General features: G+C 63.6%; 21 protein-coding genes. 9 read left to right on the top strand and 12 right to left on the bottom strand.

What is annotated here, in order from left to right:
- Positions 1–7: 7 nt before the first annotated feature.
- Both A1351_RS00305 and prfB read left to right on the top strand, forming a co-directional pair.
- Positions 8–946 (top strand): outer membrane protein, encoded by a 939-nt coding sequence (locus A1351_RS00305; RefSeq protein ID WP_064031861.1) that lies wholly within the window; start codon positions 8–10, stop codon positions 944–946.
- Between the two features lie 182 nt (positions 947–1,128).
- A protein-coding gene (gene prfB, locus A1351_RS00300) for a peptide chain release factor 2 (protein WP_157096016.1) occupies positions 1,129–2,260 on the top strand; the annotation gives its coding sequence in 2 pieces (ribosomal slippage) (positions 1,129–1,197 and positions 1,199–2,260; 1,131 coding nt in all).
- 106 nt (positions 2,261–2,366) lie between these two features.
- On the opposite strand, the gene glnA is transcribed toward prfB, so the two are convergent.
- From glnA to sseA, 4 genes are all read right to left on the bottom strand, one after another.
- Positions 2,367–3,776: a type I glutamate--ammonia ligase gene (gene glnA, locus A1351_RS00295; RefSeq protein WP_064031859.1), complete on the bottom strand. Its 1,410-nt coding sequence runs from the start codon at positions 3,774–3,776 to the stop codon at positions 2,367–2,369.
- Positions 3,777–3,874: 98 nt separating this feature from the next.
- On the bottom strand, positions 3,875–4,213 hold the full coding sequence (locus A1351_RS00290; RefSeq protein WP_018267758.1) for a P-II family nitrogen regulator: 339 nt from the start codon (positions 4,211–4,213) through the stop codon (positions 3,875–3,877).
- 285 nt (positions 4,214–4,498) lie between these two features.
- On the bottom strand, positions 4,499–5,518 hold the full coding sequence (locus tag A1351_RS00285; protein ID WP_024881284.1) for a glutamine synthetase beta-grasp domain-containing protein: 1,020 nt from the start codon (positions 5,516–5,518) through the stop codon (positions 4,499–4,501).
- Positions 5,519–5,842: 324 nt separating this feature from the next.
- Complete coding sequence (sseA, locus tag A1351_RS00280) at positions 5,843–6,712, bottom strand: 3-mercaptopyruvate sulfurtransferase (protein ID WP_064031858.1); 870 nt, start codon at positions 6,710–6,712, stop codon at positions 5,843–5,845.
- Between the two features lie 118 nt (positions 6,713–6,830).
- Between sseA and A1351_RS00275 the strand changes: the two genes are divergently transcribed.
- Complete coding sequence (locus A1351_RS00275) at positions 6,831–7,247, top strand: hypothetical protein (RefSeq protein ID WP_026599518.1); 417 nt, start codon at positions 6,831–6,833, stop codon at positions 7,245–7,247.
- A 97-nt stretch (positions 7,248–7,344) separates the two neighbouring features.
- On the top strand, positions 7,345–8,247 hold the full coding sequence (locus tag A1351_RS00270; RefSeq protein ID WP_024881281.1) for a DUF3108 domain-containing protein: 903 nt from the start codon (positions 7,345–7,347) through the stop codon (positions 8,245–8,247).
- A 69-nt stretch (positions 8,248–8,316) separates the two neighbouring features.
- Here A1351_RS00270 and A1351_RS00265 read toward each other — a convergent pair whose 3' ends face one another.
- Positions 8,317–8,718, bottom strand: coding sequence for a DUF1190 domain-containing protein (locus A1351_RS00265; RefSeq protein WP_051592571.1), 402 nt, complete (start codon positions 8,716–8,718; stop codon positions 8,317–8,319).
- 714 nt (positions 8,719–9,432) lie between these two features.
- Here A1351_RS00265 and A1351_RS00260 point away from each other — a divergent pair.
- The gene (locus tag A1351_RS00260; protein ID WP_245267411.1) at positions 9,433–10,293 is read left to right on the top strand and encodes a response regulator transcription factor; all 861 of its coding nucleotides are present in this window, start codon (positions 9,433–9,435) and stop codon (positions 10,291–10,293) included.
- A 6-nt stretch (positions 10,294–10,299) separates the two neighbouring features.
- Here the strand turns inward: A1351_RS00260 and A1351_RS00255 are convergent, their stop codons facing one another.
- The 3 genes from A1351_RS00255 to A1351_RS24250 form a co-directional block, all read right to left on the bottom strand.
- On the bottom strand, positions 10,300–11,097 hold the full coding sequence (locus tag A1351_RS00255) for a YdcF family protein (protein WP_064031857.1): 798 nt from the start codon (positions 11,095–11,097) through the stop codon (positions 10,300–10,302).
- 110 nt (positions 11,098–11,207) lie between these two features.
- Positions 11,208–12,884, bottom strand: coding sequence for an electron transfer flavoprotein-ubiquinone oxidoreductase (locus A1351_RS00250; protein ID WP_064031876.1), 1,677 nt, complete (start codon positions 12,882–12,884; stop codon positions 11,208–11,210).
- Between the two features lie 361 nt (positions 12,885–13,245).
- Entirely contained in the window at positions 13,246–14,541 is a 1,296-nt protein-coding gene (locus A1351_RS24250; RefSeq protein ID WP_157096015.1) for a PIN-like domain-containing protein, read from the bottom strand.
- Positions 14,542–15,611: 1,070 nt separating this feature from the next.
- Between A1351_RS24250 and ffh the strand changes: the two genes are divergently transcribed.
- The 3 genes from ffh (at position 15,612) to rimM (ending at position 18,276) form a co-directional block, all read left to right on the top strand.
- Entirely contained in the window at positions 15,612–17,153 is a 1,542-nt protein-coding gene (gene ffh / locus A1351_RS00245) for a signal recognition particle protein (protein ID WP_064031856.1), read from the top strand.
- A gap of 90 nt (positions 17,154–17,243) precedes the next feature.
- Positions 17,244–17,594, top strand: a complete 351-nt coding sequence (rpsP, locus tag A1351_RS00240; protein ID WP_064031855.1) for a 30S ribosomal protein S16 — start codon at positions 17,244–17,246, stop codon at positions 17,592–17,594.
- 148 nt (positions 17,595–17,742) lie between these two features.
- Positions 17,743–18,276, top strand: a complete 534-nt coding sequence (gene rimM, locus A1351_RS00235) for a ribosome maturation factor RimM (protein ID WP_064031854.1) — start codon at positions 17,743–17,745, stop codon at positions 18,274–18,276.
- A 6-nt stretch (positions 18,277–18,282) separates the two neighbouring features.
- Here rimM and A1351_RS00230 read toward each other — a convergent pair whose 3' ends face one another.
- Together A1351_RS00230 and A1351_RS00225 are read right to left on the bottom strand one after the other, a co-directional pair.
- Positions 18,283–18,540 carry a DUF2442 domain-containing protein gene (locus A1351_RS00230; protein ID WP_024881272.1) on the bottom strand — a complete coding sequence of 86 codons (258 nt, stop codon included), beginning with the start codon at positions 18,538–18,540 and terminating at the stop codon, positions 18,283–18,285.
- Positions 18,512–18,751, bottom strand: coding sequence for a DUF4160 domain-containing protein (locus tag A1351_RS00225; protein WP_064031853.1), 240 nt, complete (start codon positions 18,749–18,751; stop codon positions 18,512–18,514). The genes A1351_RS00230 and A1351_RS00225 overlap by 29 nt, the downstream gene beginning before the upstream one ends.
- Positions 18,752–18,862: 111 nt before the next feature.
- On the opposite strand from A1351_RS00225, the gene trmD reads away from it, so the two are divergent.
- On the top strand, positions 18,863–19,558 hold the full coding sequence (gene trmD, locus A1351_RS00220) for a tRNA (guanosine(37)-N1)-methyltransferase TrmD (RefSeq protein WP_064031852.1): 696 nt from the start codon (positions 18,863–18,865) through the stop codon (positions 19,556–19,558).
- Positions 19,559–19,676: 118 nt separating this feature from the next.
- On the opposite strand, the gene cobS is transcribed toward trmD, so the two are convergent.
- Positions 19,677–20,675, bottom strand: coding sequence for a cobaltochelatase subunit CobS (gene cobS / locus A1351_RS00215; RefSeq protein ID WP_018267775.1), 999 nt, complete (start codon positions 20,673–20,675; stop codon positions 19,677–19,679).
- 66 nt (positions 20,676–20,741) lie between these two features.
- Positions 20,742–21,350, bottom strand: a complete 609-nt coding sequence (locus A1351_RS00210) for a J domain-containing protein (protein WP_024881270.1) — start codon at positions 21,348–21,350, stop codon at positions 20,742–20,744.
- Between the last annotated feature and the right edge of the window lie 39 nt (positions 21,351–21,389).

The following is a 21,389-nucleotide window of genomic DNA, read 5'->3' as shown; positions in this document are numbered from 1 at the left end:
ATTGTCGATGAAGAGGTTCGCGGCGGCCATCGTCTGCGTTTTGTTCGGCCTCGGCGCGGCGCATGCGCAGGATATCGCTCTCGCGAAAATCGTCGCGCCTTCCATCGTGGTTCCCGTTCCGCCGCCGCCGCTGTGGGGCGGCGCCTATGTGGGGCTGAACGCGGGTTGGGGCTTCGGCGGCTCCAATGAGGTTCCGACATTCGGAACCTCGATCTATGATTGGGCCGCGGGCGCGCTCGGCATGCCCTTCGGCTTTTCCTCGCCCTATATCGCCGGCCTCGCGCGCCTCGATCAGAGCGGCTTTCTCGGCGGCGCGCAGCTCGGCTTTAATCATCTTTGGTCGTCCAATGTCCTGCTCGGCGTCGAGACCGACATAGACGGCGCCATCATTCGCGGCTACGGCTCCTCCCAGGGCTTCGCCGGGGCGGTGGACGAGCATGGCCTGCTGCATCTGCAGACGGGCGTGGCGAGCACGCGCGCCGGGCTGTCCTGGCTCGGCTCCTTGCGCGGCAGGCTCGGCTATGTCGTCGCGCCCAGCCTGCTGGTCTATGCGACCGGCGGCCTCGCCTATGGCGGGGGCTTCGCCAATGTCTTCACCTATGGCGCGCATTGGCATCCGCAGGACCCGATCGGCCATCCCGACAATCCGGTGACGCCCAATTGGGGCAATTACAGCGACACGCGCACGGGCTGGATCGCGGGCGGCGGCCTCGAATTTATGTTCGCGCCGCGCTGGAGCTTGAAGGTCGAAGGGCTCTATTACGATCTCGGCTCGGCGACGCTCTCCACATCGCCGAGCGCGGTCATCAATCCCGCCGCGCCGGGCTCGATCGCCATTCTCAACATAGCGACGACGCGCGTGAAATATGACGGCGCCATAGCGCGATTCGGCGTCGATTATCATTTCGGCTGGGTCGATCCGCCGCCGGTGGTCGCGAAATATTAGTTATCAGAAGGCTCGCGGTCCAAGGACGAATCTGGACCGCGAGCCTTCAGGCTCGCTCTTGCGGGTTACGCAGACCGCTAGAGCTTCGGAGCGCGCGGCGTCGGGGCTTCATCTTTTGCGCGTCTTGCTCTAATACCTCCGGCCTCGGGCCGCCGGCCCTGAGCCCAAAAGGGAAGAGACACATGCGCGCCGAGCCGCTTGCGCTGAAAGAACAGATCGAGCAGTCCATGGGACTGCTGAGGAGGCATCTTTGACGTCGAGACTTCAACGCGCCGTCTCGCCGAGCTGAACGCCAAAGTCGAAGATCCCGACCTCTGGAACGACGCCGAAGCCGCGCAGAAGATCATGCGCGAGCGCACCCAGCTCGAGGATCAGCTCGGCTCCATCGCGCGGCTCGACCGCGACCTCGAGGACGCCATCACCCTCGTCGAGCTCGGCGAGGCCGAGAATGACGCCGACACCGAGAAAGAAGGCATAGCGCAGCTCGTGGCGCTGCTGAAGGAATCGCGCGAGCGCCAGATCGAGGCGCTGTTCTCGGGCGAGGCCGACGGCAATGACACTTTCATCGAAGTGCATTCGGGCGCCGGCGGCACCGAGAGCTGCGACTGGGCGCGCATGCTGTTCCGCATGTACGCGCGCTGGGCGGAGCGTAAGAAGTTCAAGGTCGAGGTGATCGAGGAGACCGCCGGCGACGAGGCCGGCATCAAATCGGCCACGCTGCTGGTCAAGGGCATGAACGCCCATGGCTGGGCCAAGACCGAATCGGGCGTGCATCGTCTCGTGCGCATCTCGCCTTTCGACTCCAATGCGCGGCGGCACACGAGCTTCGCCTCGGTCTGGGTCTATCCGGTCATCGACGACAAGATCGACATTCAGGTCAACGAATCCGATTGCCGCATCGACACCTATCGTTCGTCGGGCGCGGGCGGCCAGCACGTCAACACGACGGACTCGGCCATTCGCATCACCCATATTCCGTCCGGCATCGTCGTCGCCTGTCAGGCGGAGCGCTCGCAGCACAAGAACCGCGCCACCGCCTGGAACATGCTGCGCGCTCGCCTCTATGAGACGGAGCTGGAAAAGCGCGAGGCGGAGGCCAACGCGGTCGAAGCGTCGAAGTCCGAAATCGGCTGGGGCCATCAGATTCGCAGCTATGTGCTGCAGCCCTATCAGTTGGTGAAGGATTTGCGCACCGGCCACACCTCCGGCACGCCGAGCGAGGTGCTGGACGGCGAGCTCGACGATTTCATGCAGGCCTCGCTCGCCCAGCGCGTGCTCGGCGGCGGGCCGGAGAAGGTCGAGGACGTCGAATAATCTTTCGGCGCGAGGGCGAGGGTCTCCGTCCTCGCCTAATCGCTCTGGACAAACAAAAAGGGCGGCCTCTCGGCCGCCCTTTCGTTTCTACGCGATCGCGAAGCGATCAGTAGGAATAATACATGTCGTATTCGACCGGGTGAGGCGTCATCTCGAAGCGATAGACGTCCTGATACTTCAGGTCGATGTAGGCGTGGATGAAGTCCTCGTTGAAGACGCCGCCGGCCGTCAGGAAGGCGTGGTCGGCCTTCAGGCTGTCGAGGGCCTCGCGCAGCGAGCCGCAGACCGTCGGGATCGCCTTCAGCTCCTCCGGCGGCAGGTCGTAGAGGTCCTTGTCGGACGGCGCGCCCGGATCGATCTTGTTGGCGATGCCGTCGAGGCCGGCCATCAGCATGGCCGAGAAGGCGAGATAGGGATTCGCCGTCGGATCGGGGAAGCGAACCTCGACGCGCTTCGCCTTCGGGCTGGTCGCGAAGGGAATGCGGCAGGAGGCCGAGCGATTGCGCGACGAATAGGCGAGCAGCACCGGAGCCTCGAAGCCCGGAACCAGGCGCTTATAGGAGTTCGTCGACGGATTGGTGAAGGCGTTCAGCGCCTTGGCGTGCTTGATGATGCCGCCGATATACCACAGGCACTCCTGGGAGAGGCCGGCGTATTTGTCGCCGGCGAAGACCGGCTTGCCTTCCTTCCAGATCGACTGGTGGACGTGCATGCCCGAGCCATTGTCGCCATAGACCGGCTTCGGCATGAAGGTCGCCGTCTTGCCGTAGGAATGCGCCACCTGATGAATGGCGTATTTGTAGATCTGCAGATGGTCGGCGACCTGGACGAGCGTCGCGAACTTCAGGCCGAGCTCATGCTGCGCGGAAGCGACCTCGTGATGGTGCTTCTCGACGGCGACGCCCATGGACGCCATGGCCGCCAGCATCTCGCCGCGCATGTCCTGAGCGGAGTCGATCGGCGGAACCGGGAAATAGCCGCCCTTGGTGCGCACGCGATGGCCGAGATTGCCGCCCTCATAGGCGGTGTCGGAATTGGTGGGCAGCTCGACGGAGTCGACGGTGAAGCCGGTGTTGTAGGGATCGGTCGAGAAGCGCACGTCGTCGAAGACGAAGAATTCGGCTTCCGGACCGAAGAAGGAGGTGTCGCCGACGCCGGTCGACTGCAGATAGGCCTGCGCCTTTTTGGCGATGCCGCGCGGGTCGCGGTTGTAGGGCTGGCCGGTCGTCGGCTCGACGACGTCGCAGACGATGGAGAGCGTGGAGGCGGCGAAGAAGGGATCGTGCGTGACGGTCGAGAGATCGGGCAGGAGAGTCATGTCCGACTCGTTGATCGCCTTCCAGCCGGCGATCGAGGAGCCGTCGAACATGATGCCTTCGTTCAGCGCGTCCTCATCGACGATCGACACGTCGAAGGTGACGTGCTGCCACTTGCCGCGCGGATCCGTGAAGCGGAAATCCACATATTTTACGTCGTTATCGGCGATCTGCTTGAGAACGTCCTTGGCCGTGGTCATGTCGTGGAGCCTCTGTTCGAAGTGGACAATCGAGTCCAGCGCGGGAGACGAGAATGAAGCCGCAGAGCGGAGGGGCTTTTAAGTGAGAGCCGCGCGGATCAGATGGCGTCCGCGCCGGTCTCTCCCGTGCGGATGCGGACGGCGCCTTCGACATTCGAAACGAAGATTTTTCCGTCGCCGATGCGTCCGGTTTGCGCGGCTTTGCGGATGGCCTCGACGGCGCGGTCCACCGCATCGTCGGCGAGCACGATCTCGATTTTCACCTTGGGAAGAAAATCGACCACATATTCCGCGCCGCGGTAGAGCTCCGTATGCCCCTTCTGGCGACCAAAACCTTTCGCCTCGGTGACAGTAATGCCTTGCAGGCCGGCGCCTTGCAGCGCTTCTTTTACTTCATCGAGCTTGAAGGGTTTGATGATCGCCTCGATTTTCTTCATTCACCTTTCCCCGCATCGCTCATGCCCCTCGCGCCGAAACTCAAGTCCGATCCAGCCGAGGAACCGATGGGGCTCATAGCATTTGCTGTCAAAATGTTCCACGAATAAAATTTATGCGGCCAACCGCAGACCACGCCCAAATTATGGGCGGAGCCTGCGATCGGCGCATTGGCGTCATCCACTCTCGCAGCGGAAGTCTCGGACGAAGCTCATGCTTCGTGGCGACGTCTTCTGCTGTCTCGTAGCGTCGGCTTTGTCGATATTACAAAGCCGAGCGCCCTGTCCTCAGCGTGTGGGGACAGTGGAGATGGTCTTGAGGATTTGCGAGGCGATCTGGTAGGGGTCGCCTTGCGAGTTCGGGCGGCGATCTTCCAGATAGCCCTTATATTCGTTCTTGACGAAGCTGTGCGGCACGCGGATCGACGCGCCGCGATCCGCCACGCCCCAGCTGAAGGTGTGGATCGACGCCGTCTCGTGCAGGCCGGTCAGACGCATATGATTGTCCGGGCCATAGACGGCGATGTGATCGTCCTTGGCCTTCTCGAACGCGCCCATCAGCTGCTCGAAATAGGCCTTGCCGCCCACTTCGCGCAGATAGGTCGTCGAGAAATTGGCGTGCATGCCCGAGCCGTTCCAATCGGTGGCGCCGAGCGGCTTGCAGTGGAACTCGATGTCGATGCCGTATTTCTCGGCGAGACGCAGCAGAATGTAGCGCGCCACCCACATCTCGTCGGCCGCCTTGCGGGAGCCCTTGCCGAAAATCTGGAATTCCCACTGGCCCTTGGCCACCTCGGCGTTGATGCCTTCGTGGTTGATGCCGGCGGCGAGGCAGATATCGAGATGCTCCTCGACGATCTGACGCGCGATGTCGCCGACATTCTTGAAGCCGACGCCGGTGTAATAGGGACCCTGCGGAGCCGGGAAGCCCGCCTCGGGGAAGCCGAGGGGACGGCCGTTCTTATAGAAGAAATACTCCTGCTCGAAGCCGAACCAGGCGCCCGGATCGTCGAGGATGGTGGCGCGGGCGTTGGACGCATGCGGCGTCACGCCATCCGGCATCATCACCTCGCACATCACCAGCGCGCCATTGGTGCGGGTGATGTCGGGGAAAACGGAGACCGGCTTCAGAACGCAGTCCGAGCTTCTTCCTTCCGCCTGCTTGGTCGAGCTGCCGTCGAAGCCCCACAGCGGGAGCTGCTCCAATGTCGGGAAGCTCTCGAATTCTTTGATCTGGGTCTTGCCACGGAGATTAGGCACGGGCGTGTAGCCGTCGAGCCAGAGATATTCGAGCTTGTACTTGGGCATTTTTATTCGCCTCCTTACCCTTGATCGACGCTCGACGCGGCGCCGTTCGACGTCGTCGGCGGCCGAGCCGAAACCGTCGACGGCCCCGCATGCTCAGCACGGCTCATGCCAAAGCCGAGCCCCGCCTAAATCGCAGGCGCCGTGGGAGGAGGGATGCGCGGCCGCGCCGCGCTTTTCCTTACAATTTATTGTTTTAAACGAATGATCGTCATTCGCCGGCGTGGCCTCGGATGATCTCCGCGAGACTCGGCGCAGCGGCGCCGCCATGGCCGAGGCGCCGCCATCTAACGCATTTTGCCGCCTTGTTTTTTGGCAGGCGCCGCTTCAGCCAGCGGCCCCGACGACCGGCAGCTCCGCGCGCGCGCCCCATTCGGACCAGGAGCCGTCATAGACGGTGGCGGGCCGGCGTCCCGCCGCGGCCAGTGCCAGGCTCAAGATCGAGGCGGTGAGGCCGGAGCCGCAGCTCGCGATCACCGGCCGCTCGAGGTCGATCTTCGCCGCCGTGAAAATCTCCGCGAGAGCGGCGGCGTCTTTCAGCCGCCCCTCGGCGATGAGATTGCCGAAGGGCAGGTTGAGCGCGCCCGGCATATGGCCGGAGCGCAGGCCCGGGCGCGGCTCTGGAACGGCCCCCGCGAAACGCTCCGCCGAGCGCACATCGACGACTTGCGCCGAGCCGTCGGCCAGGGCGCGCGACACATCGGCGGCGTCGGCGACGAGGGCGTGGTCCATGCGTGCGGTGAAATGTCGCTGCGGCCGATGGCTCTCGCCCTGCTCTAGCGGACGGCCTTCCGCCTTCCAGGCCGGTAGGCCGCCGTCGAGGATGGAGACGTCGGTGAGGCCGAAGACGCGCAAGGTCCACCACAGGCGCGGCGCCGAGAACAGGCCGAGGCTGTCATAGACCACGGCGCGCATGCCGTCGCCGAGGCCGAGCTTGCGCACCGCCGAAGAGAAGGCGACCGGATCCGGCAGCATATGCGGCAGATCGGTCGAATGGTCGGCGATGGCGTCTATGTCGAAGAAGACGGCGCCGGGAATATGGGCGTCGATAAATTCGGCGTGCGGGTCGCGGCCGGCGGCGGGCATGTGCCAGGAGGCGTCGAAGATGATGACGTCCGGCGCGTGGAGATGGTCGGCGAGCCATTGCGTGGAGACGAGCAGCGTCTCGGGATCGATGTTCGGAGCGGCTGTCGTCATTGCGATTCTCCCGTCGATCCGCGGCTGCGCCCGCGATAGCGTCGGCGCGGCGATCGTTGTAGCAATGTATCAGAATCGATTCGCTTCCAAAATCGCCGAAAAGGCCAAAATCGAGACCATGCTCGAGATTCCAGGCAAGGCCTGCGGTCCCTGCGCCTTCTGCTGCAAGGTGCTGGAGATCGAGGAGTTCCCCAAGAAGGCAGGCGTCTGGTGCGAGCACTGCACGCAGACCAAAGGCTGCGCCGTCTACGCCACGCGACCGGACGTGTGCCGCGACTATCATTGCCTCTGGAAGGAGGAGCGCTCGCTGGGCGCGCAGCTGCGGCCGGACAAGGTCGGCACGCTGCTGATGGATGACCCGGACAGCGACGAATATCATGCGGTCTGCGACCCCGAAAAGCCGTTTTCCTGGCGCAATCCTCTCGTATTCAAGCATCTTGTGAGCGAGGCGAAGTCCGGTCGCATCGTGGTCGCCAAGGCGGGTCTGCGCGCATGGCGCATATTCGCCGACGGCAGCTGGCAGGAATGGGCTTGAGACGAGCCCTTCGTCCTCCGGCGCGGCCCGAGCATCGACAAGCGCCCGCGCCTGGCCCATCGTGGCCAGGATGATTCGATCGATCGCAGGTCTTCGAATGGCGTTTCTCTCATCCGTTCAGGGCGGAGCCGGGCGCGGCAGGGCCGTAGCGCTCGCCTTTCCGGGGCTCGTGACGCTCGCCGCGCTCGCCGCCGCTGCGCCCTGCGGGGCGGAGACGCTCAAGGCGAATTTCGCGCTGAGCCTGCTCGGCCTTTCGATCGGCCACGCCTCGGCCAATGGCGTCATCGAGGGCCGCAATTACCGCATCGACATTTCGATGCGCACCACCGGCCTCGCCTCTCTCGTCAATGACACACGCGGCGCCGCCACCGCCTCCGGCGCGCTGTCGAGCGAGGGGCTGACGCCGACGAGCTACGCCAACACCACCTCCAACACCTATGAGACGCGCACCGTCCGCATGTCGCTCGCCGGCAATTCCGTGCGCGCCGTGCATGTCGATCCGACGCCTTGGGACCTGCCGGTCCGCATTCCGGTGACGGAGAGCAACAAGTCCCACATCACCGATCCGGTGAGCGCGCTCATCATGAGCGTTCCGGCGAGCGAGCCGCTGGTCGGCCCCTCCGCCTGCAATCGCACCATTCCGGTCTTCGACGGCGTCACCCGCTTCGATGTGACGCTCTCCTTCGTCGAGATGCGCAATGTGGAGACGCACGGCTATTCCGGCCCGGTGTCGGTCTGCGCGGCGCGCTATCGTCCGATCGCCGGCCATCGGCCGGACAGCGTCTCGACGCGCTTCATGGCGGAGAACAGCGACATCACCGTCTGGCTCGCGCCTCTGCAGACGGCGCATGCGGTGGTGCCCTATCGCATGGCGCTGCGCACCAATGTCGGCATGCTGACCGTCGAGCCGGCGGAATTCCACCTCGGCGGACGTCGCCAAGCCGCGGAGAGATCGTCCCCAGAGCGATCGGCCCCGGAGCGGTCGGCGGCCGATCAATAGAGCGCTTTCCGATCGAACGGAATCGTTCGATCGATCAGAATTCGCTTCCAACGAAAGAATCTAGAGCGCTCAGTCGATGCGGATCTCGCGCGTCTTCTTGCGGTTCAGCCGGTCGGATTCATATTCGAGATAGCGCACTTCCTTCGGCTCGGCCGATCCCGGCGCGAGGCAGAAGGAGGGCGCGGGCGTAAAGCGCCCATCCGCTCCCGCGAAACATTCCGAGAAGCGCACCTCGCAATCGAAGGACGCGTCCGTGCGTGGCGCGACCTTCGCCACCAGCTCGCGGGCTTTCTCCACCGCGCTGGCGCAGAGGTCGGCGCCCAGCCCATAGGCGCGGCATTGCTGGACGGTCGCCATGTATTGGCCGTCGCCCATGCAGGCGGGCGTGCGGCGGTAGCCGAAGAACCAGACGGCGCCGGCGAGCGTCGCAATGCCGGCGACGGCGATGAAGGCGAAGGAGGGGCGAGCCATGGCGTCGGTTTTCTTTTTTCTTCGTCGAGCCGCAGCTTCATTAACCGCGCCGCGCGCGTCTCCGCAAGCCCCATCCGTCGGCGTGGGGGCGGCGCCGCATCTTGACAAGCCTCTAAGGCTACAATAATTGCGACCGTCATGCTGCGAGCGTGGATCGCGGCTTCGTTCGGCCGTTCTGAGGAGAACAGCGCCGGGCGCGAATAACGTCGGCGCGTCTCGAAATGCAGCCAGCACTCGAGACGTTCTCGGAATTCGAGCCGGCGACGATATCCACCAAAACGTATCGCACGTAGAGGCGAGACTTCGCCAACCATGGGTGATATCGTGGCTTTGCTGGCAGCCTGAACGAAGTCGGGCGTTAAAGGAGGAGGAAGCGTTATGGGAGCAATTCTCGAGCTTACGAGCTATGCGGCGACCCCGGTGGGCATGATCGCGATCATCGCGCTCGGCGCCGCCGCTTATTTCGCTGCGCGCTGGGTCCTGAGCGACTGACGCTTCAGAACCGCTACGGATATGATGCGGCGCATCGGCGGGTCCGATGCGCCGCTTCTTTTTTTGCGCTTGCGAATTCCGCACCTCTGACGCAGCGCGAAACGCGCGCCGAGGCTTTCCAATGGAAGCCGCAGGTTATATAGTCCGGCCTACCCACTCGGGGGGCTTCGCCGTCCGAGCCCGTCCCGGCTGCGTCGGCAGCGTTTCACTTGGAGTGGTCACTTGCAGTGGTCCATGGCCTCGACGTCTTCGACAAAGCTCGGAGATGAGCGACCGCGCGCCGTCGGGCGTCCCGTTCCGATCCGCGCCTCCGCCATGCAGGCCGCGGCCGAGGGCGCGCCCTCCGCTCTGCGCCATAAGGCCGAGCGCTCCAGCGACGACCGCGACGAGAATGGCGCGACCTTTCCGATCGACGTCGCCATCGCCGACAAGAGCCCGCTGATCCTGGCCGGGCTGGAGGCGCTGCTCGCCGACGACCGCCGCTTCAATCTCGTGCTGAAGGTCACGGACGGCGAGGAATTTCTCGACGCCGCCAAGCTGCAGCGCTTCCAGATCGCCATCATCGGCTGGCAATTGCCGACGCTGCATGCGCGGGAAGTGTTGCGCGCTCTGTCGCGCCAGCCCTCCGCGCCCAAGATCGTCGTCTATAGCGGCACCAACGACCCGGCCGCGCCGGCCGAGACGCTGCAATTGGGCGGCGCCGGCTTCGTCAGCAAGCGCGCCCCGCCGGAGCGTCTGCTCGACGTGCTCGCCTCCGTGGCGGCGGGCGACATGGTGTTTCCCTTCGTCGATATCCGCAAGATGCGCGCCGATCCGCTGGAGAATCTCACTCTGCGGGAGCGCAGCCTGCTGTCGGCGCTCGGCTCCGGCCACACCAATAATCAGCTCGCCAAGGATTTCGGCGTCTCGATCAACACGATCAAATTCCACTTGCGCAATTTGTTCGAGAAGCTCGAGGTGCGCAATCGCGCCCAGGCCATCGCGCTCTTCCTCGAGATGAAGCACGGCTCCTGGACGGCGGCGACGCCGGGCGGCCGCGCCGAGTCGGCGGGCGCCCGCGGCAAGAAAGCCTCACGCGATTAGGCCCCGTTACTCTCGAGGCTGCGGAAACAGCGCATCCGTCTTGCCGGTCAGCCGATAGGCGACGAGGCCCACCCATTCATGCGTCGCTGTGTCGACGAGCTTCAGCTGGTCGGAGGCGTGCGAGCGCAGGCCGAGCGGCAGGCGCAGGCCCGTGTGATAATTGACCGGATAGGCGACGACAGGGAATCCGACGCGGCGGAAAATCCCCATGGAGCGCGGCATATGGCTCGCCGAGGTGACGAGCAGCCAGCGCTCGCCGGGCGCGGGCCGCGCCAGCGCCAGCGCATTGACGGCGTTTTCCCATGTATTGCGCGAGCTGTCCTCGAGGATGATGCGCCCCGGCTCGACGCCGAGCCGCGGAAGCAGCCGCCCGACGATCTCGGCCTCCGAGCCGGCGGCGCCGAACAGCCTGCCGGAGCCGCCGGCGAAGAGCAGCTTGGCCGCCGGATAGCGGCGCGCGAGCTCGACCATCGCCGTCACGCGCTCGCCCGCCTCGGTCATCGCCGCGCCGCCGCGCAGGCGGCTCAGATTCTCGTCGATCGCGCCGCCGAGAACGACGATTCCATCCGGCGCCGGCGCATCTTCGGCGACCTGCGGAAAGCGGTTCTCCAGCGGATAGAGCATCAGATCGCCGAGCGAGGTGAAGCACAGCAGCAGCAGAGTCGCCACGCCGAGCGCCGCCACAATGCGCCCCTTGGCGGCGAAGCGCGTGAAGGAGAGCGCCACGCCGACGGCGGCGAGGAAAACGCCGACATGCAAAGGCGCGAGGAAGAATTCGCCGATCTTGGACAGGATGAAAAACATTGTCGCTCGAATTGTCTGGAGGAAACGGCGCGCCGCGTCGCGCGCGCGACGATTTCAGCCGTCACGCGCGCAGCGATAAGCGATAAGGGTCACAATCGTGAGGCGCCCGCTCACATATTCGGATAATTCGGCCCGCCGCCGCCCTCCGGCGGAACCCAATTGATATTCTGCGCCGGGTCCTTGATGTCGCAAGTCTTGCAGTGCACGCAATTCTGCGCGTTGATGACGAAGCGCGGATCGCTCTTCGTCGCCTCCTCCGCATAGACCACTTCATACACGCCCGCCGGGCAATAGAGCCGCGCCGGCTCGCCATAGATCGGCAGATTCTTCTCGATCGGGATCGACGGATCGCGAAGCGTCAGATGGCAGGGCTGATCCTCCTCATGGTTCGTGTTGGAGACGAACACAGAGGAGAGCTTGTCGAAGACCACTTTGCTGGTGAGCTTCGGATAGACGATCGGCGTCACCTGCGAGAGCGGCTTCAGGCAGGCGTAATCCGGCTTGCCATGCTTCAGCGTGCCGAAGATCGAGAAGCCGAACAGCTCATTCGTCCACATGTCGAAGCCGCCGAGCGCAATGCCGAGCTTCGTCCCGAATTTCGAGAGCAGCGGCTTCACATTGCGGACCGGCTTCAAATCCTTGCCGATGTCGCTCGTGCGCCAGGCGGCGTCATAGGCCGCGACCTCGTCATGCGCGCGGCCTTCCGCCAGCGCCGCCGCCACATGATCGGCGGCGAGAATGCCGGACAGCACGGCGTTGTGCGAGCCCTTTATGCGCGGGACATTCATGAAGCCGGCCGAGCAGCCGATCAGCGCGCCGCCGGGGAAGGTCAGCTTCGGCACGCTCTGCCAGCCGCCCGAGGTCAGCGCGCGCGCGCCATAGGCGAGGCGCTGCCCGCCTTCCAGCACCGGGGCGATGGACGGATGCGCCTTGAAGCGCTGGAACTCGTCGAAGGGCGAGAGCGTCGGATTGGAATAGTTGAGATAGACGACGAAGCCGACCGAAACGAGATCCTCGTCGAAATGATAGAGGAAGGAGCCGCCGCCCGTGTCGTCGGCGAGCGGCCAGCCGACCGAATGCTGCATATGGCCGGGGCGGTGCTTCTCCTTGGGGATGCGCCACAGCTCCTTGAGGCCGATGCTGAATTTCTGCGGCTCGCTGTTCGCGTCGAGCGCGTATTTCTTCAAGAGCTCCTTGGCCAGCGAGCCGCGCGCGCCTTCCGCGATCAGCGTATATTTGCCGCGCAGCTCCATGCCGCGGGTAAAGCTGTCCTTGGGCGCGCCGTCGCGGCCGACGCCCATATCGCCCGTGGCGACGCCGAGCACCTCGCCCTTTTCGCCATAGAGCAGCTCGGCGCCGGCGAAGCCCGGATAAATCTCGACGCCGAGCCCCTCCGCCTCCTGCGCCAGAAAGCGCACGACGCTGGCGAGTGAGCCGATGAACTTGCCCTCATTGCTCATGAGCTTGGGATTGACGACATGCGGGATGGTGACGGCGCTGGTCGAGGTCAGCCAGAGCATGTCGTCGCTGGTCACTTTCGTCTTCAGCGGCGCGTCGTCGCGGCTGCGCCAGTCCGGCAGCAGGCGGTCGAGGCCGATCGGATCGATGACCGCGCCGGAGAGAATATGCGCGCCGGGCTCCGAGCCCTTCTCGATGACGACGACCGAGAGATCGGGCGAAATCTGCTTGAGGCGGATCGCGGCGGAGAGGCCGGCCGGGCCGGCTCCGACGATCACGACGTCGTAATCCATAGCTTCGCGCGGGGGCAATTCTTCTGTCTCAGCCATCGTCTTTCCCACTTCCGGGCGCGGTCCCTTTCGGGCGCAGTTCGAGACGCAAGGGGAAGGCCCTCGCGTCGGCGAATTTTAGAATGAGAGCGATTTCATGTTTTTTCGAAAGAGGAAACCCCCGGGCCATGGATTCGGGGCAAGTTTTTCGCCCCGCGGCCCGCGACAGCGCATCGAATGCGCCTATCCTCCTCGCCCCGGCGACGTCATCCCCCACGCCGTCATTCTCCTCGCCCCCGCGCCGTCATGGCCGGGCTGGTCCCGGCGCGCCAGCGGAAAGGTCTCGCTATATCTCTATCCGATGGCGGGTAGCGCGTCGGCTTGAATTTCGCCGATGGGCCAAGAGCCGCTATTTTCCTGCTCATAGGACAAAAATGTCGCTACCGTTCCGATAAATTGCATAGGCAAACGATATCAGGAACTGCTCGTTAGGCTTGGGCAGGTTCGCGCTGATCAATTTTGCAATGAGAGTATTACCGTGAGCATCTTGAGCACAAATTATCTCACCCATCTTTACAGCGAAATTTCCCTGAATAGGCTGCAGCCCATCGATCGAAATTGATTCGCTCACATTTCCAGCGCAAATTTCGCGGAACGAAATCGTATTGTTCGGATAAACCCATAGTGAACCTACGCTACGTTCAGATACGTTGAAAGTAAATACTAAACAATCATCAATAAATGTTATATTGTCGCCGCCGTATCGAATATTAAAACAAATAAATGTAAATGTATTACGCGCCATAATACTAGCATTTTCGTTCGTTTCGCTGCGAATAGCGTTATTTGCGGTGTTTTCAGCATGCTCAACCTCAGACACGAGTTCTTGTGAGACTGCCATCTCTCGAAGGACGTCATGAAAGCTAGCCAAGCGTATATTCTTGCCGCCCGAGAATTTCCGATACTCGGCAATGAGCTCTGGCCTCGGATAAGCGCCGCCGCCGTTCACTCGAACAAACCAATCGGCCTTCTCTTCGCCTGTCACGAAGATAAGGTCTTTTTTTTCTTTCCCCGCGAGGTAGAGTAGTGACTTCCAGATAAGGAAGTCACCTATACCTGTATCCGACTTGGCGCTGTCTTTATAACCGGGCGGGATTTGTTCAGTTAGTCTAAACTCCCATTCTTTGAGAATCTCTTCATTATCTTGAGATGATACAATAATATTTTCGGAATCGAAAACCATTGAGTAGATATTTGTAACGGGGTCGTCGCCGTTCCACGATCTAACTTTGTCCTCAAGAAGTCCAATTGCTGCGGTGTACTGCTCCTTGGCGCTCGATAAGGCTTTGCTAGCAATCGCTAGCTGCTCGCTTCCTTCAACGCCTTCAAGTATAGGTGACAGTTTTGTTTCGCCGATATTGATGCGTGACTTGATGTCGCTTAGGGTTTTTAGGAGCTCTGCGAGCTTTTTATCTCGGTTTCCGATAAACTCTCGGGCAACGCGAGCTGGTAGGAATAAGCGCTTTTCAGCTCTAAGCTTTATATATAATTCCTGAAGAGTTGGTAGGCCTTCTTTTCTGATCGTGTAGGGAAGAAGTAATACATTTGTATCAACTGCTATGACGACATCAGCCGATGAGGCATCTTTAACACGGCTCGATGTGAATATTAAAGAAAGATCTTCGTATATCGCCTCCAGTCTAAACGGCGATGACAATTTTGCCGATGACCTATCAGGCTCATTGGGCTTTGTAGGCTCGCTATCCCTTGACCGTCCCATCAGGTTTTGTCTCAACCATATGTTGTAAGCCGCTCAGTATGTATGCCGATAACCAACACAACCCCAGTGGTCAAGCAAGTGCAGAAGTCTGCATCGGGTCCAGAAGCCGAATCTCCCCGTTGTCGGGCTCTTGACATATCCTGAAAATATTCCTATACCCCACTCGCTCCCGCCGACGCAAGGGCGCGTTCCTCGGGTCGTGGAACGCGGGCGGGGGCCGGCTCCATCCGGGACGGCGACCCCCGTCCCTGGACAGGCGGCGCGTCGCCGGACCGGCGTTTCTCTCCCGTCCATAGGGAGAGCGAGAGCCGTTCCGTGATCCCAGGCATTCGGAAGCGATCGGGTCCTGAATGTGAAAACCCAGGATTCGCGGGTCCGAAAACGCCTCGGGACGTCGACGAGAAGGCGAAGCCGCGTTTCGGGACGCTCCGGAACCGATGAATATCTCTTCGCGCTGCGGCCGAAAGGGGCCGGAGCGTCCCGAACCGCCCTTCCTCCCCCGCCGCCGCGAGGCGCCGGGCGCTTCGGCGTGGGGGGATGATAATCCTAATTCGTAGCCCTCGCGCACGAGATAAACGGGAAGGGCGTTTCCACCTCCCCCTCGAGGGGGGAGGTCGAGCGCCGAAGGCGATCGGGAGGGGGTGAACCCCCGAGTCTGGGGCGTTGCACCCCACCCCGTCCGGCCGTAGGGCGTTCTGAAAGAACGCCCGTCGCGAGCGCCGGGCTATGGCCGGCCGACCCTCCCCCTGAAGGGGAGGGTGGAACGCCCGCCACGCGCCGCGTTGACTTCCCGGCCCCCAGCGCCTAAAAACGCGCCAATCTCGTCAGAGATGACCTATGACCCGCCCATTCGCCCAAGAGGCGTAGGGCCAACGTCCGGCAGCGCTGAGCGCCCCCGGGCGCGCTTTGCTTTGGACGGGCGCGTGGCGAATAGGCAGTAGCGAAGAGATCGAGCTTCGGCTCTACTCGCTACTTCCTATTCGCTACTCGCTCCCTGGGAGAACCGCATGTTCGAGGGCCTTTCCGACAAGCTCTCCGGCATATTCGACAAGCTCACGCGGCGCGGCGCCCTTTCGGACGCCGATGTCGCCGAGGCTCTGCGCGAGGTCCGCCGCGCTCTGCTCGAGGCGGATGTCGCGCTCGATGTCGTGCGCACATTCACCGACAGCGTGCAGGCCAAGGCCGTCGGCGCCAATGTGGTGAAGTCGGTCTCGCCCGGCCAGATGGTCGTCAAGATCGTCAATGACGTCATGGTCGAGACTCTGGGCTCGACCGCGCAGCCGATCGACCTCGACGCCGCGCCGCCAGTCGCCATCATGCTGGTCGGCCTGCAGGGCGCCGGCAAGACGACGACCGCCGCCAAGATCGCCAAGCGCCTGAAAGAGCGCCACGGCAAGCGCGTGCTGATGGCCTCGCTGGACGTGAAGCGCCCGGCCGCGCAGGAGCAGCTCGCCATTCTCGGCCGGCAGGTGGAGGTCGACACTCTGTCGATCGTGCCGGGCCAGGACCCGGTGAAGATCGCCAAGCGCGCCGAGGAGACGGCCCGGCGCGAAGGCTATGATGTGGTGATGCTCGACACGGCGGGCCGCACACACATAGACGAGCCGCTGATGGAGGAGATGGCGCAGATCAAGGCCGTCTCCAAGCCGCATGAGATATTGCTCGTCGTCGATGCGCTGACCGGTCAGGACGCGGTCAATCTTGCCAAGAATTTCGACGATCGCGTCGGCCTGACCGGCATTGTGCTGACGCGCGTCGATGGCGATGGCCGCGGCGGCGCGGCGCTCTCGATGCGCGCCGTCACCGGCAAGCCGATCAAGCTGATCGCCACCGGCGAGAAGATGGATGCGCTCGACGAATTCTCGCCGCAGCGCATCGCCAATCGCATTCTCGGCATGGGCGACATTGTGGCGCTGGTGGAGAAAGCCGCCGCGGCGGTCGATCAGGAGCAAGCGCAGCGCGCCGCCGAGCGCATGGCGAAAGGCAAGTTCGATCTGCAGGATTTGGCCGATCAGCTCGCCATGATGGAGAAGGTCGGCGGCTTCGGCGGCATAATGGGGCTGCTCCCCGGCGTCGCCAAGATGAAGGAGCAGATCGCCTCCGCGAACATCGACGACAAGATGTTCAAGCGCCAGCGCGCGATCATTCTGTCGATGACGCCCAAGGAGCGGCGCAATCCCGACATTCTCAAAGCCTCGCGCAAGCGCCGCATATCGGCGGGCTCCGGCGCGAAGGTGGAGGACATCAACAAGCTGCTGAAGCAGCATCGCCAGATGGCCGACATGATGAAGGCCATGGGCGGCGGCAAGGGCGGCGGCATGATGGCCAAGGCCGCGCAGATGATGGGCATGGGCGGGATGCAGGCGCCTTCGCCGGAGCAGCTCGCGCAATTGCAGAAAAAGATGGGCGGCGGCCTGCCGCCCGGCGCCGGCCCCAGCATTCCCGCTGCGCCGCCGGCTTCCGCATTCTCCGCCAAGCCGACCCTGCCCGGGCTCGGCGGCGGCGGAGGTTTCCTGAGCGGATTGAATCCGTTCGGGAAGAAGAAATGAAGGGGCGGATAGCGAATAGGGAGTAGCGAATAGTTCGCTCACGCTACTCGCTATTCGCTACTCGCTACTCGCTCACAAAGGAAGAACCAAATGTCCCTGAAGATCAGACTCTCCCGCGGCGGCGCCAAGAAGCGTCCTTTCTATCGCGTCGTCGTCGCCGATTCGCGCTCGCCCCGCGATGGCCGCTTCATCGAGCGTCTCGGCACTTTCGATCCGCTGAAGCCGAAGGACGCCGCCGATCGTCTCGTGCTCGACGCCGAGAAGGCGAAGGAGTGGATCGCCAAGGGCGCGCAGGCGACCGATCGCGTCGCCCGTCTGCTCGAGAGCGTCGGCGTCGGCAAGCGCGAGGCGCATAATAATCCGCAGAAGGCCCAGCCGAAGAAGAAGGCGCAGGAGCGCGCCGCCGCTGCGGCCGCCGCCGCCGAGGCCGCCTCGGCCTGATGACGTCGTCCTTGCGAGCGAAGCGAAGCGATCGGGGGCCGCGCTGCGGCCTCTGGAGCGCTTCGTCGCTTTCGCGATGCGAGCCTGAAGGCTCGCGGTCCTCTGCGTGTCTTGGACCGCGAGCCTTCGGGCTCGCTTTCTGCGCCGCATGAAAAACGCCGTACTCCTCGGCCGGCTCGGCGCCGCGCATGGCGTGCGCGGCGAAATCCGCCTGCAGAGCTTCACCGCCGATCCTTCGGCGATCTCCACATACGGTCCCTTGTTCGACGCCGGCGGCGCGCGCCGTTTCGTCATCGCCGCGCTGCGGCCGATCGGCAAGGACATGTTCGTCGCGCGTCTCGAGGGCGTGCGCGACCGCGAGGCGGCGGCGGCGCTGACGGGCGTCGAGCTCTATCTTCCGCGTGCGGCGCTGCCGGAGCCGGAGGAAGACGAATTCTATCTCGCCGATCTCGAAGGTCTGCGCGCGGAAACGCCCGCCGGCGAGACGCTCGGCGTGGTGATCGCCGTGCGCAATTTCGGCGCGAGCGATCTGTTGGAAGTGCGTCCGCCCGCCGGCGGCGAGACGCTGCTCTTCCCCTTCACCAAGGCCGTGGTTCCGATCGTCGATCTGGCCGGCGGCCGCGTGGTGGTGGAGCCGCCGCTCGAGATCGAGGGCGATGCGCCTTCAGGGGAAGAGGGATAGCCGTCCTCATCGCGGCGGCTGCGCCACCAGCGGAAAATTTTCGGGGTGGCGAATGGAGTCGACATGCAGATCGACATCCAGCTCGGGCCAATAGAGATGTTGCGGATTTAGCCGTTCCACTTCGAATATCTGCGAGACCGCGGCCGTGCGGAACCACGGAAACTGGTCGAAAGGCATGAAGAGCTGCTCATCGTCCAGCCGCAGCCAGACGCCGAGCTTCGTCACACCCGAGACTTCAACCGGGGAAGTGTCGACGCCAGGCATCTCTGATCTCCTTTTCATGCTCTCGGATCATGATCTCGATTTCCAGCAAGGCCTGGGCCGACAGCCCCTGATTGCGCGCCAACGCGATTTCCGGCTCCATCCAGAACTTGGCTTCGCCGTCAGGGTGGTAGACATGAACATGCGCCCTCGGCTCCTCACGCGAGAAGAAATAGAACCGATATCCTCTTTGGCGAAACAGCGTCGGCGACATATCGGCCTTTCGCGGCGGTGAGCGCCCGCGAGAGAAACTCTAGCTCGTAACTATCGTAGGCGAAAGCGCGCCGCCTTTCCCGCCCCGCGCCCCCATGCCATAACCCGCCCCATGTGGCGCGCGACGATCCTCACACTCTTCCCGGAAATGTTCCCCGGTCCGCTCGGCCTGTCGCTCGCGGGCGACGGGCTGTCGCGCGGGCTCTGGTCGCTCGAGGCTCGCAATATTCGCGAGCATGGCCTCGGCCGTCATCGCGCTGTCGACGACACGCCCGCCGGCGGCGGTCCCGGCATGGTGATGCGCGCCGATGTTCTCGCCGCGGCGATCGACGCGGCCGCGCCGGAAGGCGATGCGAGACCGCGCTTGCTGATGAGCCCGCGCGGCGCGCCGCTGACGCAGAGCCGCGTGCGCGCGCTGGTCGAAGGCGAGGGCGCGATCATCCTCTGCGGACGCTTCGAGGGCGTGGACGAGCGCATCATCGAGGCGCGCGCGCTGGAGGAAGTCTCGATCGGCGATTATGTGCTCTCGGGCGGCGAGATCGCGGCCATGGCGCTCGTCGACGCCTGCGTGCGGCTATTGCCGGGCATAATGGGCGAGTCGGCCTCGGGCGAGGAGGAGAGCTTCGAGAGCGGTCTGCTCGAATATCCGCAATATACGCGGCCGCGTGATTTCGAGGGCCGCGCTATTCCCGACATTCTGCTCTGCGGCGATCACGCCAAGATCGCGCGCTGGCGCCATGAGCGCGCGCTCGAGCTGACGCGCGCGAGGCGGCCAGATTTGCTGGCGCGGGATGGAAAGAAGCGCTGACTGCGATCAGGCGCGATGCTTTTTCCGTCATTGCGAGCGAAGCGAAGCAATCCAGAGCCGTGGGGCGGCCCTGGATTGCTTCGTCGCTACGCTCCTCGCAATGACGGAAAAGCGCTGTTCAGGACATCACCACATTCACCGCGCTCTCGGGCAATTCCTTGCCGAAGCAGCGCTGGTAGAACTCTGCGACGAGCGGACGCTCGAGCTCGTCGCATTTGTTCAGGAAGGTGAGCCGGAAGGCGAAGCCCACATCGCCGAATATCTCGGAATTCTCCGCCCAGGTGATGACCGTGCGCGGGCTCATCACCGTGGAGAGATCGCCGGACATGAAGGCGTTGCGCGAGAGGTCGGCGACGCGCACCATCTTATTGATGGCGTCGCGGCCTTCCTTGGTCGCATTGAAGCTCTTCACCTTGGCGAGCACGATATTGGTCTCCGCGTCATGCGGCAGATAATTGAGCGTCGAGACGATGGACCAGCGGTCCATCTGGCCCTGATTGATCTGCTGCGTGCCGTGATAGAGGCCGGATGTGTCGCCGAGGCCCACCGTATTGGCGGTGGCGAACAGGCGGAAGGCGGGATGCGGACGAATGACGCGGTTCTGATCGAGCAGCGTCAGCCGGCCGGAGACTTCCAGCACGCGCTGAATGACGAACATCACATCCGGACGGCCGGCGTCATATTCGTCGAAGCAGAGCGCGATATTGTGCTGGAGCGCCCAGGGCAGAATGCCGTCGCGGAACTCCGTGACCTGCTTGCCGTCCTTCAGCACGATCGCGTCCTTGCCGACGAGATCGATGCGCGAGACATGGCTGTCGAGATTGACGCGCACGCAAGGCCAGTTGAGCCGCGCGGCGACCTGCTCGATATGCGTCGATTTGCCGGTGCCGTGATAGCCCGTGACCATGACGCGGCGGTTGCGGGCGAAACCGGCGAGAATGGCGAGCGTCGTCTCGCGGTCGAAGAGATAGTCGGGATCCTTGTCCGGGACATGCTCGGTCCGCTCGGAATAGGCGGGAACCTCGAGATCGGAGTCGATGCCGAACAGCTGGCGCACGGAGACTTTGAGGTCCGGCAGGGGCGCGGACCCGGCCGCTTTGTCGCTTGGGGTTGACATTGATCCTCCGTTTCGCCGACGCGCGCTCGCGACATTCGCGCCGGCAAGGCCTGGTCAAACGCTTGTTCAAACGAGCTTGGCGGCCCGCAACGTCTTATATGCGTGAATGATCTCCCGCAGTCTTTCCTCGCAGGAGCGATCTCCGCCATTGGCGTCGGGATGGTGACGTTTGACGAGCTCCTTATAGCGCGTCTTTATCGCCTCCGCACCGGCGGTCTCATCGAGACCGAGAGCATTCAGCGCCTTGATCGTCACCGCCGAATAGCGCGGGCTGGCCTCCGCCTGCGGCCGGGCGCGATGCGCCCGCTGCCGGTAGAGGCCCATAGGATCGGCGAAATTGTCGGGCCGCAGCGGGTCCTCGCGGAAGGAGGCCTGTCCGCGCTTCACGCCCATGGACCAGGTGGGGCGATGGCCGGTGGTGGCGTCGTCCTTCAGGTAACGGGCGACGTCCTCGTCGCTCATTCCGTTGAAGTAATTGTATGAATTATTATATTCCCGCACGTGCTCCAGGCAGAAGCAGAAATATTGCCCCTCGCGCAGCCGTCCCATGGGCGCGCGATGGGCTCCCTCGGCCTCGCAGCCGGGGGCGTCGCAGCGAAAACGAGTTTCGCGGCGCTCCTGCCTCTGCTCGGGCTTCACGCGGATACGATCGAAGAGGGGCGAATTCAAATCCATGGCGCTGCATTATGGTAGACTGGCCGCAGGCTGCAAGCG

Source organism: Methylosinus sp. R-45379, from assembly GCF_001644125.1.
Lineage (GTDB): Bacteria > Pseudomonadota > Alphaproteobacteria > Rhizobiales > Beijerinckiaceae > Methylosinus.
This window is presented reverse-complemented; position numbering and strand designations above follow the sequence as displayed.

Bases quoted from the DNA above. Each gene is read 5' to 3' on its own strand.
- A1351_RS00305 (WP_064031861.1), top strand. From the start codon at position 8: ATGAAGAGGTTCGCGGCGGCCATCGTCTGCGTTTTGTTCGGCCTCGGC.
- glnA (WP_064031859.1), bottom strand. From the start codon at position 3,776: ATGACCACGGCCAAGGACGTTCTCAAGCAGATCGCCGATAACGACGTA.
- A1351_RS00290 (WP_018267758.1), bottom strand. From the start codon at position 4,213: ATGAAGAAAATCGAGGCGATCATCAAACCCTTCAAGCTCGATGAAGTA.
- A1351_RS00285 (WP_024881284.1), bottom strand. From the start codon at position 5,518: ATGCCCAAGTACAAGCTCGAATATCTCTGGCTCGACGGCTACACGCCC.
- sseA (WP_064031858.1), bottom strand. From the start codon at position 6,712: ATGACGACAGCCGCTCCGAACATCGATCCCGAGACGCTGCTCGTCTCC.
- A1351_RS00275 (WP_026599518.1), top strand. From the start codon at position 6,831: ATGCTCGAGATTCCAGGCAAGGCCTGCGGTCCCTGCGCCTTCTGCTGC.
- A1351_RS00270 (WP_024881281.1), top strand. From the start codon at position 7,345: ATGGCGTTTCTCTCATCCGTTCAGGGCGGAGCCGGGCGCGGCAGGGCC.
- A1351_RS00265 (WP_051592571.1), bottom strand. From the start codon at position 8,718: ATGGCTCGCCCCTCCTTCGCCTTCATCGCCGTCGCCGGCATTGCGACG.
- A1351_RS00255 (WP_064031857.1), bottom strand. From the start codon at position 11,097: ATGTTTTTCATCCTGTCCAAGATCGGCGAATTCTTCCTCGCGCCTTTG.
- A1351_RS00250 (WP_064031876.1), bottom strand. From the start codon at position 12,884: ATGGCTGAGACAGAAGAATTGCCCCCGCGCGAAGCTATGGATTACGAC.
- ffh (WP_064031856.1), top strand. From the start codon at position 15,612: ATGTTCGAGGGCCTTTCCGACAAGCTCTCCGGCATATTCGACAAGCTC.
- rpsP (WP_064031855.1), top strand. From the start codon at position 17,244: ATGTCCCTGAAGATCAGACTCTCCCGCGGCGGCGCCAAGAAGCGTCCT.
- rimM (WP_064031854.1), top strand. From the start codon at position 17,743: ATGAAAAACGCCGTACTCCTCGGCCGGCTCGGCGCCGCGCATGGCGTG.
- A1351_RS00230 (WP_024881272.1), bottom strand. From the start codon at position 18,540: ATGCCTGGCGTCGACACTTCCCCGGTTGAAGTCTCGGGTGTGACGAAG.
- A1351_RS00225 (WP_064031853.1), bottom strand. From the start codon at position 18,751: ATGTCGCCGACGCTGTTTCGCCAAAGAGGATATCGGTTCTATTTCTTC.
- trmD (WP_064031852.1), top strand. From the start codon at position 18,863: ATGTGGCGCGCGACGATCCTCACACTCTTCCCGGAAATGTTCCCCGGT.
- cobS (WP_018267775.1), bottom strand. From the start codon at position 20,675: ATGTCAACCCCAAGCGACAAAGCGGCCGGGTCCGCGCCCCTGCCGGAC.
- A1351_RS00210 (WP_024881270.1), bottom strand. From the start codon at position 21,350: ATGGATTTGAATTCGCCCCTCTTCGATCGTATCCGCGTGAAGCCCGAG.